Source organism: Hydrogenobaculum acidophilum (assembly GCF_054656715.1).
Window position 1 is genome coordinate 1 of record NZ_BAAHXP010000006.1, and the last position, 16877, is coordinate 16877.

At 33.1% G+C, this 16877-nt stretch carries 14 protein-coding genes; 8 read left to right on the forward strand and 6 right to left on the reverse strand.

The features are described 5' to 3' along the window. Positions 1–145: 145 nt before the first annotated feature. The 7 genes from ACYQZV_RS04430 to ACYQZV_RS04460 all read left to right on the forward strand — a co-directional run bounded on the left by ACYQZV_RS04430 (position 146) and on the right by ACYQZV_RS04460 (position 7685). Entirely contained in the window at positions 146–1624 is a 1479-nt protein-coding gene (locus tag ACYQZV_RS04430) for a complex I subunit 4 family protein (protein WP_459893620.1), read from the forward strand. Beyond that, positions 1624–3018 (forward strand): NADH-quinone oxidoreductase subunit N, encoded by a 1395-nt coding sequence (locus tag ACYQZV_RS04435; protein WP_459893621.1) that lies wholly within the window; start codon positions 1624–1626, stop codon positions 3016–3018. Before ACYQZV_RS04430 ends, ACYQZV_RS04435 begins: the two co-directional genes overlap by 1 nt. Then, the gene (gmk, locus tag ACYQZV_RS04440) at positions 3011–3652 is read left to right on the forward strand and encodes a guanylate kinase (protein ID WP_459893623.1); all 642 of its coding nucleotides are present in this window, start codon (positions 3011–3013) and stop codon (positions 3650–3652) included. The genes ACYQZV_RS04435 and gmk overlap by 8 nt, the downstream gene beginning before the upstream one ends. Beyond that, positions 3636–3863 carry a DNA-directed RNA polymerase subunit omega gene (gene rpoZ, locus ACYQZV_RS04445; RefSeq protein ID WP_459893626.1) on the forward strand — a complete coding sequence of 76 codons (228 nt, stop codon included), beginning with the start codon at positions 3636–3638 and terminating at the stop codon, positions 3861–3863. The genes gmk and rpoZ overlap by 17 nt, the downstream gene beginning before the upstream one ends. Beyond that, positions 3844–5091: a M16 family metallopeptidase gene (locus ACYQZV_RS04450; protein WP_459893628.1), complete on the forward strand. Its 1248-nt coding sequence runs from the start codon at positions 3844–3846 to the stop codon at positions 5089–5091. The genes rpoZ and ACYQZV_RS04450 overlap by 20 nt, the downstream gene beginning before the upstream one ends. After that, positions 5088–6443, forward strand: coding sequence for an MBL fold metallo-hydrolase RNA specificity domain-containing protein (locus ACYQZV_RS04455; protein ID WP_459893630.1), 1356 nt, complete (start codon positions 5088–5090; stop codon positions 6441–6443). The genes ACYQZV_RS04450 and ACYQZV_RS04455 overlap by 4 nt, the downstream gene beginning before the upstream one ends. 102 nt (positions 6444–6545) lie before the next feature. Further along, on the forward strand, positions 6546–7685 hold the full coding sequence (locus tag ACYQZV_RS04460) for a hypothetical protein (RefSeq protein ID WP_459893632.1): 1140 nt from the start codon (positions 6546–6548) through the stop codon (positions 7683–7685). Positions 7686–7688: 3 nt separating this feature from the next. Here the strand turns inward: ACYQZV_RS04460 and ACYQZV_RS04465 are convergent, their stop codons facing one another. The 6 genes from ACYQZV_RS04465 to ileS form a co-directional block, all read right to left on the reverse strand. After that, the gene (locus ACYQZV_RS04465) at positions 7689–7949 is read right to left on the reverse strand and encodes a permease (RefSeq protein WP_459893634.1); all 261 of its coding nucleotides are present in this window, start codon (positions 7947–7949) and stop codon (positions 7689–7691) included. After that, complete coding sequence (locus tag ACYQZV_RS04470; RefSeq protein ID WP_459893636.1) at positions 7936–9093, reverse strand: cation:proton antiporter; 1158 nt, start codon at positions 9091–9093, stop codon at positions 7936–7938. Before ACYQZV_RS04470 ends, ACYQZV_RS04465 begins: the two co-directional genes overlap by 14 nt. Beyond that, entirely contained in the window at positions 9090–11993 is a 2904-nt protein-coding gene (locus ACYQZV_RS04475) for an AAA family ATPase (protein ID WP_459893639.1), read from the reverse strand. The genes ACYQZV_RS04470 and ACYQZV_RS04475 overlap by 4 nt, the downstream gene beginning before the upstream one ends. Then, positions 11990–12343 carry a rhodanese-like domain-containing protein gene (locus ACYQZV_RS04480; protein ID WP_459893641.1) on the reverse strand — a complete coding sequence of 118 codons (354 nt, stop codon included), beginning with the start codon at positions 12341–12343 and terminating at the stop codon, positions 11990–11992. Before ACYQZV_RS04480 ends, ACYQZV_RS04475 begins: the two co-directional genes overlap by 4 nt. Next, entirely contained in the window at positions 12327–12704 is a 378-nt protein-coding gene (gene panD / locus ACYQZV_RS04485; protein ID WP_459893643.1) for an aspartate 1-decarboxylase, read from the reverse strand. The genes ACYQZV_RS04480 and panD overlap by 17 nt, the downstream gene beginning before the upstream one ends. 63 nt (positions 12705–12767) lie before the next feature. Beyond that, a complete protein-coding gene (ileS, locus tag ACYQZV_RS04490; protein ID WP_459893645.1) occupies positions 12768–15533 on the reverse strand; it encodes an isoleucine--tRNA ligase in 2766 nt (921 codons plus the stop codon). Between the two features lie 106 nt (positions 15534–15639). Between ileS and ACYQZV_RS04495 the strand changes: the two genes are divergently transcribed. Further along, positions 15640–16869, forward strand: coding sequence for a glycosyltransferase (locus ACYQZV_RS04495; RefSeq protein WP_459893647.1), 1230 nt, complete (start codon positions 15640–15642; stop codon positions 16867–16869). Positions 16870–16877 lie beyond the last annotated feature (8 nt).

Below are 16877 nucleotides of genomic sequence, written 5' to 3' on the forward strand. Positions count from 1 at the left end.
GTGGCAAACGCTACCGCTAGTTATGGTAAACCAGTTAGTAAACTGCAGAATGGTAAGCTAAACTACTATGCTTTGTATATGCTTTACGGTGTAGTTTGCGTATTTTTGCTTTTAATCTTAGTAATCTTTGAAGGGGGTATCCTAAATGGCTAGTCTTCTTAATATAGCTATATTTTTACCTTTGGTAGGTGCTTTCATCGTCTCGCTTTTTAGGAACGAGTGGCTTACTAAAGTGGTATCTATTGCTTTATCAGGTATTGTTTTTATTATAAGTCTAATACTTTTGTTTAACTTTGACCCCAATGCCCATCATTTTCTTTATAGAACTACAGTTCCTTGGATATCATCTCTTGGTATAAATTATGATGTTGGTTTAGATGGTCTTGGTGTATCCTTGTTTACTCTCACCGCACTTATATTTTTTACAGTGTTTATCTGGGCTATAAAAGTAAAAGAAAAACCAAATCTATTTTATGCTTTGTTTTTGATACTTGAGACCACTTGTTTAGGTACTTTTTCTGCTCTTGATTTGTTCTTGTTTTACCTATTTTGGGAAGGTATGCTTGTGCCTATGTATTTTATAATAGGTTTTTGGGGACACGATAGAAAAGTATATGCTGCCAATAAATTTTTTATATACACATTTTTTGGTAGCTTGTTTTTGTTGCTTGGCTTGGCTACAATGATTGTGTATGGTTATTTTATAAGTGGTCATATATCTTTTGAATACGATTTTCATAAGCATATAGCCTATCCTTTGTGGCTTCAAATTATTTTGTTTGTGCTCTTTGGAATAGGTTTTGCCGTAAAAGTTCCTATGTGGCCTGTTCATACATGGCTTCCAGATGCTCACGTGGAAGCTCCTACGGCTGGCTCTGTGGTTTTGGCTGGGGTACTTCTAAAAATGGGTACTTTTGGTTTTGTTAGATATTCTTTGCCGCTTTTTCCACAAGCTTCTAAAATATTTATCCCTGTGATGTTTGTGCTTAGCGTGATAGCTATTGTATATGCTGCCATGATGGCTATATCTCAAACAAACATAAAAAAGCTCATTGCTTACTCCTCTATAAGCCATATGGGTATGGTAACGCTTGGGACCTTTGCTTTGTCTATGAGCGCTCTGAATGGTGCCTCTTATATGATGATAGCTCATGGTCTTAGCTCTGCTGCTCTTTTCTACGCTGCTGGTTTTATATACGATAGATTCCACTCTTATGAGATGTCTGATTTGGGTGGTATAGCAAAATATCTTCCAAACTTTGCCATTTTGTTTATGATAAGTGGCTTGGCGTCTATTGGCCTTCCAGGCTTTTCTGGGTTTGTGTCTGAGTTTTTAATACTGCTTGGAACCTTTAAGTATTTTCCAATATGGGCTATTATAGCTGGTGTTGGTATGGTCTTGGGTGCAGCTTACTTTTTATATATGTATAAAAATGTTATGTTAGAATCGGCCTCTTTATCTGAATCTAAAATCCAAAAACTTCAACACACTATGGACCTTGAAATACACCACATAATACCTTTTGTCCTTATACTCTTTGGAGCTTTTATAATGGGTATAATGCCTTATAATTTTGTTAATATAATATCTCAAACATCAAAGATAATAATAGGGAGCTTTTGATGAAAGCCTTATATCCAGATATTATAGTGATAGTAGGGATAATCGCTCTTATCTTGATAGAGCTTGTGCTTCCAAGCTTTGACCTCATAGGATTTTTGGGCTTTTTGATAAGTCTTACAAGCGGATTTTTGGCAATAAAATACTCTTTAGAAGGTTATACCTTTACCAAATGGTTGCTTGATATAAATGCATTTTCTTTGCTTTTAAAAGGTGTTATATATATATTGAGTGCTTTTGTAATATTTACATCTGTAAGCTTTTTTAAAAGCAAGAAAACATTTTTAGAAAATGTGTATACCTTTCTTCTAATAGCTCTTGGGCTTTCCATAATGATTTCTTCGAAGAATTTAGTAGTAATACTTTCTGGTTTAGAGCTAGCCTCTATCTCTATGTATATAGCGGTTGGTATGTTAAAAGATGATTATGTATCGAAAGAAGCCTCCTTTAAATACTTAGTGCTTGGTAGTATGGCTACTGCTTTTTTTGGTCTTGGAAGCGCTTTTTATATAGGTGCTACCTCCCACCTTGATATTATAAGCGTATCTGTAAATCAAAATACAGCTTTTGCTTTAGCCTCTTTATTTTTATTTGTAGCTTTTGCTTTGAAGGTATCCGCAGCTCCTTTTCATTTTTGGACTCCCGATGCATATGAAGGTGCTCCAACCTCTACTACTGCATTTATATCAACGGTACCAAAGATAGGCTTTTATGCTGTAATATTTTTGCTTGCAAGCTATGTATTTCCTATAATAAACAACTTTAGCTATATAGTGGGTATAGTAGGTGTTGTATCCATGTTTTGGGGAAATTTGGTAGCTTATGCTCAAAATTCTGCCAAAAGGATGCTTGCTTACTCTTCTATAGGACATGCTGGTTATTTTTTAATAGGTTTTTCTAAATACAATGTATTGTCTGTTAGTTCTACTATGTTTTATGTAATAGTTTACGCTTTTGCCACTGCTGGTGCTTTCTTAGTGCTTTCTATATTGGAAAAAAATGAAAACTGGACCCACGACATGAACAACTATAAAGCTCTTCACAAAAAAAGCCCTTTTTTAGCCGGTTCTTTAGCCCTATTTTTATTTGCTCTAATAGGTATACCACCTTTTGCAACCTTTGTAGGTAAACTTGGTATATTTTTAGGGCTTGTAAACTCAAATGCTTGGTTTTTTGCGGTACTTTTTATAATTGGTAGCATAATAGCGGCTGGGTATTATTTAAAACTTATAGTGTATATGTTCTTCAAAGACCCAGTAGGCGAAGAAAATCAATCTTTGTCTCTTAGCCTATTTGATACCATAGGCGTAAGTTTGTTTTTAATAAGCGTATTTTTCTTCGGTATATTTCCAAATGTTTTATTTGATATAATATTAAAAGATATGTTCCATGGGTAATATAATAGTATTATCTGCACCTTCTGGAGCTGGAAAGACCACTATAGCTTTAAAGCTTTTAGAAGAGATGAAAAATGTAAAAAGGGTTGTAACTACCACCACCAGACCGAAAAGGCCAAACGAAAAAGAAGGTATAGATTATAATTTTGTATCTAAAGAAGAGTTTGAACATATGATAAAAAACAATGAGTTTGTTGAATACGCCAATGTATATGGAAATTATTACGGCACACCTATTAGAGGCATAAAAGCTATTTTAGAAGAAGGCTTTGATGCTTTGTTGGTAATAGATATACAAGGAGCCAAAAGCATAAAGAATATTTTTCCGTATGCTCTTTTGATATTTTTAATGCCGCCTTCTTTAGAAGAGCTTTATGTTAGATTTAAAAATAGGGACTTTGAAGATAAGAATGCTTTGGAAAGGGTTGAGTCTGCTAAAAAAGAAATAGCTTGTGCTAGATACTTTGATTTTATAGTGGTAAATAGGTATGTGGATGAAACAGTTGATATGATTAAATCTATTATATCTTGCAATAAGGCTAGAAGAGAATATTTTTTAGAGCATAAGAATTATGTAGAGGATGATATAATAAATATCTTAGAAGGAGGTAAGTGTGATGTCTTTGAGACCTAATATTTATGAAGCTCTTAAAAAAGTTAGTAACAAATATGAGCTTGTTCATACTGCTGTTAAGTACACAGAAAAATTGATGCAAGATGATGATAGCTCTTTTATAAGAGGTAAGAGAGAGCTAATAAAGAAGACTTTTTATGCTATTAATAGGTTAGCGGATAACGATATAGAAGTACATATAGTAGAAGAGAATGAAGAAGTACATAGCTGATATAATAGAGCATAAGCTTTTAAATGGCTCTAAGGTTTTTATAAAAAAAAGAAAAGATGTAGAATCGGTCTCTGTACAAGTTTGGTTTAGTGTAGGTTCAAGCTACGAAGACTATAAAGAAAAAGGGATGGCTCATTTTTTAGAGCATATGTTGTTTAATGGTTCAGAGAGATATGAATATGGAGAGTTGGATGTATTGGTGGAGGGTTTGGGTGGCCAAATAAATGCTGCTACTTCTAAAGATTTTACCTACTATTATATAAACATTTCTTCTAACTATTTAAAACAAGCTGTGGATATTCTTGAAAGCCTTACTCTTAGAGCAAAGCTCGAAGAAGATATGATAGAGAAAGAAAAGCCTATTGTAATAGAGGAACTTAGAAGAGGTTTAGATAGCCCTATTACTAGGTTTTTTGAACGTTTTGATAGGCTTTTTTATAAAGTTTCAAACTATATGTACCCAATAATAGGTTACGAAGATACAATATCTAACTTTACAAAAGAAATGCTTGAAAGCTTTTACAACTCCTACTATCAGCCTTTAAACATGACTGTAAGTGTTTCTGGTAATCTTTCTGATGAAGATATAAATTTCATATACGATATATTTTCTCAACAACCTAAAAACGATATAAGACCGTCTATATATGTACCAGAACCGCCTAAGAAATTTCCTCGTCAAGAACTCATAGAGGATCCGATGATAGATAGAACCTATTACGCTATAGGGTGGGATGCTCCAAATATAGGTGAGAAAATGTATTATCCTTTTGTAGTATTCGATCAAATTTTTTCTGGTGGTAGAACTTCTCTTATGCATAACGAGGTAAAGGAAAATGGTATAGTTTATTCTTACTCTTGTCAGGACGGTGCTCATAAACAAGACAACAACTATACAATTTTTGCCATAACGGATTATGATAAGGTAACTTTATTCAAAAACAAAGTTTTTGAACTTTTAGAAAAAATATCTCACTTAAAAGATGAAGATATACAAAAAGCCAAAGAAAAAATATTGAATCAAGAAGACTTTGTGCTGGAAAATCCTGAGTCAGAAGCCGATTTGATGGGATTTTCTTCTGCGGTAGTAAAAGATATAAGCTATTTTAAATATTTTAAAAGCAATATAGACAATGTAGACAAAAACGATATTTTAAGGCTTTTGGATAATTATTTTAAAAACGATATCTATGTGGAACTTACGATGAAACCCAAGGAGAGTGTATGAAAATCATCTCTTACGGTGCTGCCAAAACGGTTACTGGTAGCGCTCACATGCTTTTGTTAGAGGATAAGAAAATACTTGTGGATTGCGGTCTTTTTCAAGGAGTGGACGAGGAGAAATCGGAAGATCTTGGCTTTGATCCAAAAGAAGTAGATGCTGTCCTTTTAACACACGCTCACATAGACCATTGCGGTCGTATACCAATGCTTGTAAAAAACGGTTTTAGTGGTAAAATATACTGTACAAGGCCTACATATGAACTTTCGAGATTGATGCTTTTAGATACTGCTAAAGTAATGCTAGAAAACTACAAATCTCACATGAAAAGGTTTCAAAGAGGTACTTTAAAAGATATGCCTTTGGAACCGTTGTATGATGAAGATGATGTATTTGAAGCTATGGAGCACTTTGAGCCTATATTTTCTTATGATAAAAGCTACCAAATCTTTGATTTAAAAGTAACTCCTAAAGACGCAGGGCATATTTTGGGCTCGTGTTTTTATGAAATAGAATATAAAGATAGGAAAATAGTATTTTCAGGGGATTTGGGAAATAAAGGTAAGCCTATAGTTAGGGATTTTTCGCTTCCGTCAAAGGCTGATGTAGTTTATGTAGAAAGTACATATGGGGATAGGCTTCACAAAAGCTTTGAAGAGTCTAAGGAAGAGCTTAAAAGTATTATAAAAGATACTATCAAACACGGCAATGTCCTTATACCAAGTTACGCCCTTGAAAGAACTCAAGATATTTTGTATGTTTTAAGAGAGTTTTACGAAGAAGGTTCTTTGCCTAAGTGTAAAATATTTTTAGATTCGCCATTGGCTATAGGTGTAACAAAAGTATTTTTAAGAAACCAAGAGTATTTTAGAAAAGAGACCTATGAAATCATGCAAAGGGAAGACCCTTTTAATTTGCCATATCTTACTATGGTAAGGGACATAGAAGAATCTAAACAAATAAATGATATACAAGAAGGTGCTATAATAATAGCTGGTAGTGGCATGTTAACTGGTGGTAGGATACTACATCATATAAGGCACCATGCTTACAAAGAACAAAACGCTATAGTGTTTGTGGGATATCAACCCCATGGGACTCTTGGAAGAAGGATACTGGAAAAGCAAAATCCAGTTTTTCTTATGGGAGAGCCTATAAACATAAAAGCAAAAATCTATACAGTAAACGGTTTTTCTTCTCATGCAGATCAACAAGAGCTTATAGAGTGGATAAATGCTGCCAATCCTCAAAATATATATCTTATACACGGTGAAGAGGATAAGATGCTTGTGCTAAAAGAGAAACTTAGAGATAAAAATGTTTATATTCCTTCAAGAAAGGAAGTTATAGATGTTTGAAGAAGATGTAGATTGCACTCATTGGGAAGAAGACAAGACAGAATGTTCTTGTGAAGACAAAGAAGAAGGTCAAGAAGAACAAGCTTTAGAAAATAAATCCTGATGCAAATTTTTATATTTTTTATATCGTGGTTTTTTTGGACCCTCATGGTGGCGTGGTTTTCTGTAAATCTTTTAAAACCACACTATGGAAGGCCTTATCCTGTACATTTCAAATATGAACCTTCTTTTTTTAATCATTTTATGCATTGGGATGCAGTTTGGTATACTCATATAGCAGTCTATGGATATAGAAACTCAACTGTGCACATTCCTACAATAGCTTTTTTCCCAGGTTACCCCATTATAATGAAATTTATACACTCGCTTGTTGGTAAAGATATATCGTTTTTGTATATATTACCTTCTCTTGTTTTCCAGGGCGCATCTATTTATATTCTATATCTACTTTTGAAGGATTTAAATAAGAAAGATACTACCATATACATGGTTCTTCTTTTGTTTGCTTTTTATCCTTCTTCTTTTTTTGGTATGTCTGCTTACCCTGTATCTGCTCTAAACTTTTTTGCTATAAGCGTATTCTATTTTCTTAGAAAAAATCAATATCTTTTAGCTAGTTTTTTGGCAGGTCTTGGTACTTTGTTTGGGCCATTGGCAGTATTCTTATCTGTGGTGATATTTTTTGATATTATTAAAAACAAGAAAACAGTAGATTTTATAAAAGCCGTTTTTTATACTATATTATCTATTTGGGGACTTGTTGCTTTTGTTTTGTATAGCTTTTACAAATTTAAAGACCCTATAGCTTTTATACATGCTCAAGATTGGTGGGGAAGACCTACTCTTTTAAAACGAATATCAAATATACTAATGCTTATACCTCACGATATACCGTCTCATCCTATATCGACACCACTTGGGGTATACGAGTTTGACCACTTTGTTAACCTGTTAGTAATGATAGTTTATGTAATTATAATAGTTTTGGCTATTGATAGACTACCAATGCATTACACTTTATTCTCTGCTCTTATATTGCTTGAATACTTGTGGGCTCTTGGAGGGATTTTCATAAATACTAGTGCCTTTGCTAGGTTATCTTATATAAGTGTGCCTATATTTATTGCGCTTGCTGATTTATTAGAAGATTATCCTTGGTTGAATGGCGTGATAGCGCCTCTTTTTTTCTTTGCAAATTTTGCTTTAGAAGCCCTTTTTGTTAAAAACTATTGGTCCATATAAAATTTATTGTTTTTGGCTTTTAATAAAATAAAAGCTTACAACAGATATCTGAGCTATAAATATACCCACAAGAAAATACATCGTATCAAAAACTATAAGTCTATTTAAGTATAAGAATATTGAAGAAAATATTATTAAAGAAATTATCCATCCAACATAGTAGAGATATTTTTTACCAAATATAAATTTTGTTCTTATTCTTAACGTGCCGAAGTATATTATTCCCATTGTAAATCCTATAATGAGACCTTCAAGCATATTCATCTTTTACATATAATCTAGATATGAATTTAAAAACTATCGGATAGAACAAAGAAGTAAACAAAGTATCTATAAGTATACCTACGCCCTGTTCTGGTGTTATATATTTCGTATCGGATAATATTTTTATAGATGCTATTAATAGCGTAAAAGGAAAACTTGTAAATACGCTTGCTATAGGAAGCTCTGTTATTTTAAAACCAGCAAAAAGCAATATGAAAGAAATACCGAATCTAGCTACAAGCAGGATAACCCCTATCATTACACCACCTATTATAATATTTTTGCTAACACTGGCTATGTTTAAGCTAAAACCTGTATATACGAAAAATAGTGGTACAAAAAAGCCGAAAGCCATATCATAAAAACTTTTGTTTATAACTCCTTTTTTTCTTATTACATATCCCAGCGCCATACCGCTAAGCATAGAACCAAGTATTGGTTCCATACCTATTAATTCAAACAAAGAAGCTGATATAAATGTTACAAACAACGCTAATCTAATAAATATATGTGTGTTTTCTAGCGATATGTTTTTCACAACGTTTCTATATTTTTTTATTTTTGTTTTGATGGTTTTTGCAAAAAATATAGCTAATATCAGAATTACATATGTGATACCGGTTTTAACGGCTGCCTCAATAAATCCAAACTTTAAAAATGCGTTTACAAAACTTATATAAAATATACTGGTTATCTCACCTATACTTCCTAGTATTAAAAGCTTTTGGCCTAATTCTGTCTTAGCTATCTTTGACTCTTTTAGTATAGGAAGTCCAAGTCCCACAGAGATAAGCGGTGTTACTATCATATAATGGGTACCTAATCCAAAAGAACTGGAACTTAAAAATGCGAAGGGAATTAGCATAACAACATATAAAAAAATAAATACAATCTCTCTTATTTTAAGCTCTTCTATAAAGTCAAAATCCACTTCAAAGCCAGCTAAAAACATCAAAATAAGAAATCCTATGTAAGATAAGAAAGCCACTGAATTGGCGTTTATAATATCTTTCTCAAAAATTGTCCCAAATAATATACCTATGATAAACTCTACTAGAACCAACGGTATCTTTATATAATAAGATAGAATAGGGCTTATGATAGCTACAAGCATACCTATTATCAAAGGAAGATGATGTATCATACTATTTCTATTTTTGAACCACCATCTTTTGTTTTTGTCACTATAATTCTATTGGTAAATTTTTCCGCTAAGCTTTCTACATGAGTAATTATACCTACCATTTTGTTTATATTTTGACTTAAAAGTTCTAAAGCGTCTCCCACTTTTTCAAGAGTTTCTTTATCAAGAGTACCGAAACCCTCATCTATAAAAAGAGATTGCAGATAGCTAGAGCCTATCGTCTCACTCAAAGCTAATGCAAAGCAAAGTGATGTTATAAAAGTTTCTCCACCACTTAAAGATTTAACTGGTCTTATATTTCCAAAAGCATCTTCTACTACTATACTATCTTTTTCTCGGGGGGCTTCTTCTACTTTAAACGTATAAGGAAAATCCATCTTTGAAGCGTATATGTTTGCGTGTTTTATTAGTTCTTCTATGATTTTTTGGGATATGTAAGCTTGAAGTGCATCGCCTTTTAAATCGTGCTCAAGCCTTTCGTATACATTTAGTTTACCCTCAAGCTCTTCTAAGGTTTTTTGTAAATCTTTTATTTTCTTTTCGTTTTCTTTTATTTGGTTTATTTTGGAAGTTATAGACCCTATTTCTTTGTTTAAATTGCTTATAGACTCCTCTACAACGTTTAGGTTTTCTTTTAGGTCTTCTGGTGTGCTATTTTCGTCTATCTGATCGATTTCTTTTTTCTTTGATTCAATTAGCCCTTTTAAATTGTTTAATTTTGATGTATATTCGTTGTAGGTTTCTTCGTATATATTTAGGTTTTTTAGCTCTTCCAATATGTTTTCTTTATCTTCCAAAGATGATAGCTTTTGGTCTAGTTCTGAGAGTTCTTTGTTGATATTTTCTGTTTGTTTTTCTAAAGATAATATATCGGTTTGGATAACTAGTCTTTCTTTTTCTTTGTTGTTTAAAAGCTTTTGATATCTTTCGTAATCTTCTTTTGCCTTTTGTATGTCTTTTTTAAGCTTTTCTATCGTTTGTTTGAAAGATACCACTGTGTTTTTCTTATTTTTTAAATGTTCTTCTGTAACCCCATAAGATATCAGCTCTTCTTCTTTGTATTTTAACTCTTGCTCTTTTGCGGATATCTCTTTTTCAATGTCACTTTTCCTATTTTCTTGAAGCGCTTTTAGATTTTCCAGCTTATCTTTCTTGAGCTTTTCTTCTTGCAAAAGTTCCTTTGTTTTGTCTAGGGCCTCTTTCTTAGATTTTAGTTCTTTTATGCTGGTTTCTATGCTTTTTTTATTCAAAAGCTGTTTTTCTAAAGGTTCTATTTCTTCAATTAATTTTGCAAGGTCTTCTTTTTTAGATGCCAAAATACTTTCTGATGAAGCTATTTGATGTTTAAGGTCTTCAAATTCTTTTAATATATTGTTTTTCTCTTCTAAGTTTTCTATATTCTCCAAACTATCTGATATGACATGCTCTTTTTCTTGATAAATACCCCCACATACTGGGCAAATATCATTTTCTTTTAAAAGTGTTCTCAGCATGCTACTGTGATATAAAATCATCTCATTTTTGTGTGCGTTTATATCGTCTTCTATAATCTTAAGTTTCTTTTTATATTTATTTATATTGTCTTCTAGGGTGGATATCTCTTTTAAAAGTCTTTCTTTATCCTTTGACTTTTTGATCATATCTTGTTCTTTTATTTCTAATTGATTAAGTGTCTTTGTAAGCTCTTCTAATTTTTTTTCTATATCTTGATAATCCGCTTTTGACAAAGCGCTTTCGTATTGACTTATTTTTTCAGACGTATTGGATAGTTCGGAAAATAATGAATATAGCTCTTGATTTATTTTTTCTATCTCTAGCTTTCTTTGATTTATATAATCTTCTAGCAATATAGTGTTTTCTAACTTTCCAACTATCTCATAACCTTTCTCTATTCTACGCTCTTTTTCTCTTGTGTTTTCGTATTCTTGTTTTATGCTTTTAAAAGCCTCCAAAAGCTTTTGATATTCTTGTTCTAACGCTTGAAGTTTTTCATGTTTTGTATTAAGTTCTTGGGATATATGGTTTATATTATCTTTTAGTTTTATATATCTTTCTATATCAGATTTTAGGCTAAGCTTTGGTTTTATGAAATCTATGCGTTCTTTTAGAGCGCTCATTTGGTCTTTTTTTTCTTCTAACACTTCATATTCTTCTTTGGCTTTTTCTAACTCTTTTATAAGCTCTCTTTTTTTTACGGCTTTGGTTAGTCTATCTTGGAGCGTATGTTTAACGTTTTTTTCGTCTTCTAGTCGTTTTTCAAAGTCTTTTAGAGTATTCTCCAATTCATCTAAATCTTCGTTTCCTATTTTTAAACTTTCTATTTTTGAGTTTATTACGTTTATCTCGTTTTGTATATCTTTCTTTTTGGATGATGCCAACTCTTTTATTTTGTCTATTTTATCTAAATTGCTTAATTTGATGATAATTTCTCTTCTTTCTTGGGGCCTTTCTGGTTTTATAAACTTTGCAAATTCCCCTTGTGGGAGTACTATTATCTTGGTAAAGGTTTCATAGTCTATATCAAGAATTTTCTGAAGAAGCTCTTCTCTTACTTTGTTTTTTTCTTCTGTTCTTAGCTCTTTACCATTTTCTTTAAAAGACAACGATATATTCTTACCGGCTCTTAAAGAGCGTTCTACGGTATATATTTTGTTTCTTAAAGAAAATGTTAGAGATACTCGAAGAAAATCTTTTCCTTTTGATATATAATCTTCTTTAGAGGCTCCTTTTTCAAATCTCGGGCATTTTCCATACAGAGCAAATGTTATAGCATCTATTATACTAGTTTTGCCAGCACCAGTCATGCCTGTAATAGCGAACAAAGAAAGTTCTGAAAAATCTATTATAGTCCTTTCTTTATACGATAAAAATCCCTCTATTTCTAATAAAATAGGTCTCATAAATCATCAAAGCTGCCCACCGTTTCGTAGGGCCATTCTAACATTCCACCTTTTATATTAAAAGCCTCAAAACCGAGCTGTCTAAGAGCATATGTAGCACAAGCGCTTCTACCACCGCTTAAGCATATAACCAAATATTTTTTTGATTTATCAAGTTCTTTGTAAGTTCTCATAAGAGTATCCAAAGGGTAAAGTTTAGCACCCTCTATGCGCCATTTATCATATTCCATTTTTGTTCTTACGTCCAAGAGCATGTAATTTTTATCCTTTTCTAAAAGACTTTTTGCTTCTTCGGCTGAAACCGAAGGTACCTTGTCAAAACAAACATTTTCTTCAGTAGGCAAAGACATGGCTCATGTCTCTTTTTACTTCCAATATGTTGTTTTGACTATCAACATAAACAAGATAAGGTTTGAAACTGTTAAGTTCTTTTTCTTCTATTTCTGCATAAGCTGTTATTATGATGATATCCCCCGGCATACAAAGTCTTGCTGCTGCACCGTTGAGAGCTATCTCACCTGACTTACCAGGTATTACATAAGTAGAGAATCTATTTCCGTTGTTTACATTGTATATATCCACTTTTTCGAACAATACAAAATTTCCAGCTTCTAAAAGCCTTTCGTCTATGGATATAGACCCTTCATAGTTTAAATTTGCTCCTGTAACAGTAGCCCTATGTATTTTAGCTCTTAATACATGTCTCTTCAATTAATTACCTCCTTGCTAAACATTATATTAAAATCTTATAAAATTGCAATGAAATAAATTTGTTTAATTTATGTTTTCTTTGCATCTTAAGCATAGACCATCCACCATATTTTCTACATATAACCAGCATCTTGGACATTTTTCACCTTTTGCTCTTTCTACTTTTATATTTAGTCCTGTATATTCGCCTTTTTCACCGTCGTTTTTCGAAAATTCTACCTGGCTTACTGTAAATAAAGAATGAAGATAATCTTTGTATTTTTCTAAAAGTGTTGAAAACTCTTCATTTGGCTCTATGATAACTCTGGCTTCGTAAGGATGTTTTATAATATCGTTTTTGCGCTCTATCTCTATAGCTTTTAATACATCTTTTCTAATAAGCAAAAGATTTTGATAGTCTTTTAAAATCTCTTCGTCGGTAAAGTTTGAAGGTGTATACTCGTTCATAAATACGCTTTCTTCTAAAGAGTTTTCTATGCTTTTCATATAAGAATAAGTTTCTTCGGAGGTAAAGCTAAGCACCGGTGATAAAAGTATCACGAGGTTTTTTAGCAAGAAATACAATGTTGTTTGGGCAGATATTCTTTCAAAAGAGCCTTTTTTATACATGTAAAGCCTATCTTTTAAAACATCAAAGTATAAAGCAGATAAGTCTACGCTTATAAAATCCATCAACTTATGGTAAAACCTGTGATACATGTGGTTTTTATAAAAGCCAAATAACTCGTCAAACACTTTAGATGAATAAGCATACATGTATCTGTCAAAGTGATGAAGTTTCTTTGGTGGTATAGAAAGCTCGTATTTAAAATCGTATAGATTGCCAAGGAAAAATCTCAGTGTGTTTCTTATTTTCTTGTAATCTTCTGCTAGCCTTTTTAAAATGGATTTTCCAAGCTTTATGTCTTCTGTGTAATCTTCTGATATTACCCATAATCTTAATATATCTGCTCCATACTCTTTTATAATCTCAAGAGGTGATATGACGTTTCCTTGGGATTTTGACATCTTGTATCCTTTCTCATCCACTGTAAACCCGTGGGTTACCACAGCTTTAAAAGGGGCTTCTCCGTAAGAAGCTACGGATTCTAATAGTGATGCTTGAAACCACCCCCTATGCTGGTCAGAACCCTCTAAATAAACGTCTGCTTTTTCTATGCCCCTTGGTCTTAAAACAGATGCGTGGGAAGATCCAGAGTCAAACCATACATCTAATATATCGACTTCTTTTATAAACTCTTTGGAACCACATTTTTTACAGGCGGTATTCTCTGGTAAAAGCTCCTCTTCTTTTCTTTTAAACCATTCATCAGCCCCATAAGGTGAGTTTTCAAATATCTTTGCCACGTGTTCAAATATACGAGGTTCTAAAAGTGGCTCATTACAATGTTTGCAGTAGAATATTGCAATAGGTACTCCCCAAAATCTTTGTCTTGATATACACCAATCAGGTCTATTTTGCAGCATGGAGAGCATACGGTTTTGGCCAGTTTTTGGGACCCATTTTACACGGCTAGCCTCTTCTATGGCTTTCTCTCTTATGCTTTTGTTTTGAAGTTTTGGGCTTTTAATATCAACACCTATAAACCATTGAGGAGTCGCTCTATATATAACTGGGTTTTTGCATCGCCAGCAATGGGGGTAAGGGTGCAAAATCTCCTCTTCTTTTAAAAGAAAACCAGTCTGTCTTAAATGTTCTATTATTACCTTGTTTGCTTCAAACACGTTTAGGCCTTTTATAAACTCTGGAGCTTCTTCTGTAAACCTTCCTGCTTCATCCACAGGCGATAAAGGCATAAGACCGTATCTTAAACCCACTATGTAGTCTTCCATACCATGTCCTGGAGCCATATGCACAAATCCTGTTCCTGTGCCTTTTTCCACAAACTCTGATGGATATATCCTGCCTGTTCTTTCGATGAAAGGATGCTTGTATTCTAAACCAATGAGTTCTTCGCCTTTTATAAAGGCTATAAGCTCTTTATCTTTTGCGTAAAGGCTTTCTTTTTCTACTAAAAGTAGATGTCCATTTTCTTCTAAGACACCATATTCCATATCCTTAGAAGCCATTACTCCTAAGTTTGCGGGAAGAGTCCAAGGAGTGGTGGTCCAAATTACTATTGAAATAGGTTTATCTGATAAATTTAGTTTTTGTCTTAGAAGGTTTTTTGAATCTTCCAAAAGCTCAAACCTCACATATATAGATGTATCTTTCTTTTCTTTGTACTCTACTTCTGCTTCTGCCTCTGCAGTTTTATCGTATATGCACCAATAAACTGGTTTGTTACCTTTATAAAGCACACCGTTTTGAAGACATCTTCCTATCTCTCTTACTTCTTGGGCTTCGTATTTTGGGTCCATAGTTAGGTATGGCTCTTCCCAATCTCCCAGTACTCCTAGCCTTATAAACTCTTCTTTTTGGATATTTACAAACTTAGAGGCATACTCTCTGCAAAGTCTTCTAAACTCATCTTTTGGTATGCTCTCTTTGTTTATCTTTTTTGCTTTTAACTCTTTTTCTACTTGTTGTTCTATGGGTAGTCCATGGCAGTCCCATCCGGGTTTATAATCTACGTCAAAACCTTCTATCAAAGCCACTTTACATATAATATCTTTTAATATCTTGTTTAGAGCGTGTCCAATGTGGATGTTGCCATTTGCATAAGGTGGTCCGTCGTGTAAGACAAAAAGAGGCTTTCCTCTTCTTTGCTCTCTTAGTTTTTTATAAAGACCTTCCCATCTTTTAAGCATCTCAGGTTCTTTTTCTGATAGATTAGCTTTCATTGGAAAGTCTGTTTTTGGCAAGTTGATAGTATCTTTGTAATCCATAGATTTATATTTTACAATACTTTTTCCTTAAAAGCCTACTAAACTGAAGATATAAGGTTAACAACAAAAACTTTTAATATGATTTTAGTTTATAATAGTTTTTATTATGAAAGGAATTTTTGTAAGAACACCTGGTCTTAGCTACAATGCTCATTATGTGGAGCGCATGGCCCAAAAGCTTAATCAGTTTGGTATAGAGCTTGCGATGTATGATTTAGATTATAATAATATAGATGCTTATGTTAATTTCTTGCAAGAAGAGCGTCCTTTTTTTGTCATGGATGTAAACGGTGCTGCTCTTGTTTACGGTGAGTCCGATGGCAGTAGGGTGTCTTTGTGCGATGCTTTTGGTTTTCTACATATAAGCGTTTTCACGGAAGATCCGATGCTTTACTATCCAGCGCTTTTCAACGGAAGGGGTTCGAGGAACTTTATACAGATGATAACGGATATGAAGCATGCTGACTTTTTAAGAAGCGTAGGATATCAAAACGTATACTTTTTAGCCCCTTTTGTGTCAGAGGAGCTTTTAAAAAGACCAACAGTTCAAGAAAAAGAGATAAAGGTGCTTTTTCCAGGACCAATAGTGGACCCAAATATCATAGTCCAAGAAAGTGCAAAGATATTTCCAGAAGAGGTTATGCCTGTATTTGTAGAAGTTGGTGAATTTATGAGAAGAAACCCAGAAGTAGATGCTATATTTGCTGTAGAATATATGCTTCCATTCTTTAACTACGAAATACAAGAGAAGTTTTTAAAATGGAGAAATGAATCTCCGGAAGGGTATATAAACTTTTTGGTTAACGTAGGTCTTTACAACACTGCTAGGAAAAGACTCTTTGTTATAAGCTTTTTAGAAGGTATAGATATTAAAATACTTGGAGATTCTCAGGTGCCTTTGAAAGATGGTCAAGAGGTAATAAACGCAGAGACACAAGAGGATGTTTTAAACATATATGCTAACTCTTTGATAACGTTTTTAAGTTTTCCTTCTATAGTCCCATCAAGCATAGGCTTTACTCCTATCGAGGTAATATCTCAAAATTCTTGTGCTTTTATAGACTATAGAGCGTCTTTGCCTGGATTTTTTATACCAGACCAAGAGATAGTGACTTATACTCCTCTTGATAGGCTTGAGATAGAAGAAAAGCTTTTATTTTTCTTAGACAACGAAGACCAAGCCAGAGAAATAGCTGCCAATGGTCGTGCAAAGGTAGAAACAAGCTTTACAGAAGTACCGAGGGCTCAGTTTGTAGCCGATATAATAAAACAAATCTATGAACAATCTGTGACGATGTCAAACCAAAATCAAAACCAAGAGGAGCTTTCTAATTAAAAGTTGAT

Excerpts from the sequence above, each read along its gene's own strand:
- ACYQZV_RS04430 (WP_459893620.1), top strand. The coding sequence starts at position 146 with ATGGCTAGTCTTCTTAATATAGCTATATTTTTACCTTTGGTAGGTGCT.
- ACYQZV_RS04435 (WP_459893621.1), top strand. The coding sequence starts at position 1,624 with ATGAAAGCCTTATATCCAGATATTATAGTGATAGTAGGGATAATCGCT.
- gmk (WP_459893623.1), top strand. The coding sequence starts at position 3,011 with ATGGGTAATATAATAGTATTATCTGCACCTTCTGGAGCTGGAAAGACC.
- rpoZ (WP_459893626.1), top strand. The coding sequence starts at position 3,636 with ATGTCTTTGAGACCTAATATTTATGAAGCTCTTAAAAAAGTTAGTAAC.
- ACYQZV_RS04450 (WP_459893628.1), top strand. The coding sequence starts at position 3,844 with ATGAAGAAGTACATAGCTGATATAATAGAGCATAAGCTTTTAAATGGC.
- ACYQZV_RS04455 (WP_459893630.1), top strand. The coding sequence starts at position 5,088 with ATGAAAATCATCTCTTACGGTGCTGCCAAAACGGTTACTGGTAGCGCT.
- ACYQZV_RS04460 (WP_459893632.1), top strand. The coding sequence starts at position 6,546 with ATGCAAATTTTTATATTTTTTATATCGTGGTTTTTTTGGACCCTCATG.
- ACYQZV_RS04465 (WP_459893634.1), bottom strand. The coding sequence starts at position 7,949 with ATGAATATGCTTGAAGGTCTCATTATAGGATTTACAATGGGAATAATA.
- ACYQZV_RS04470 (WP_459893636.1), bottom strand. The coding sequence starts at position 9,093 with ATGATACATCATCTTCCTTTGATAATAGGTATGCTTGTAGCTATCATA.
- ACYQZV_RS04475 (WP_459893639.1), bottom strand. The coding sequence starts at position 11,993 with ATGAGACCTATTTTATTAGAAATAGAGGGATTTTTATCGTATAAAGAA.
- ACYQZV_RS04480 (WP_459893641.1), bottom strand. The coding sequence starts at position 12,343 with ATGTCTTTGCCTACTGAAGAAAATGTTTGTTTTGACAAGGTACCTTCG.
- ileS (WP_459893645.1), bottom strand. The coding sequence starts at position 15,533 with ATGGATTACAAAGATACTATCAACTTGCCAAAAACAGACTTTCCAATG.
- ACYQZV_RS04495 (WP_459893647.1), top strand. The coding sequence starts at position 15,640 with ATGAAAGGAATTTTTGTAAGAACACCTGGTCTTAGCTACAATGCTCAT.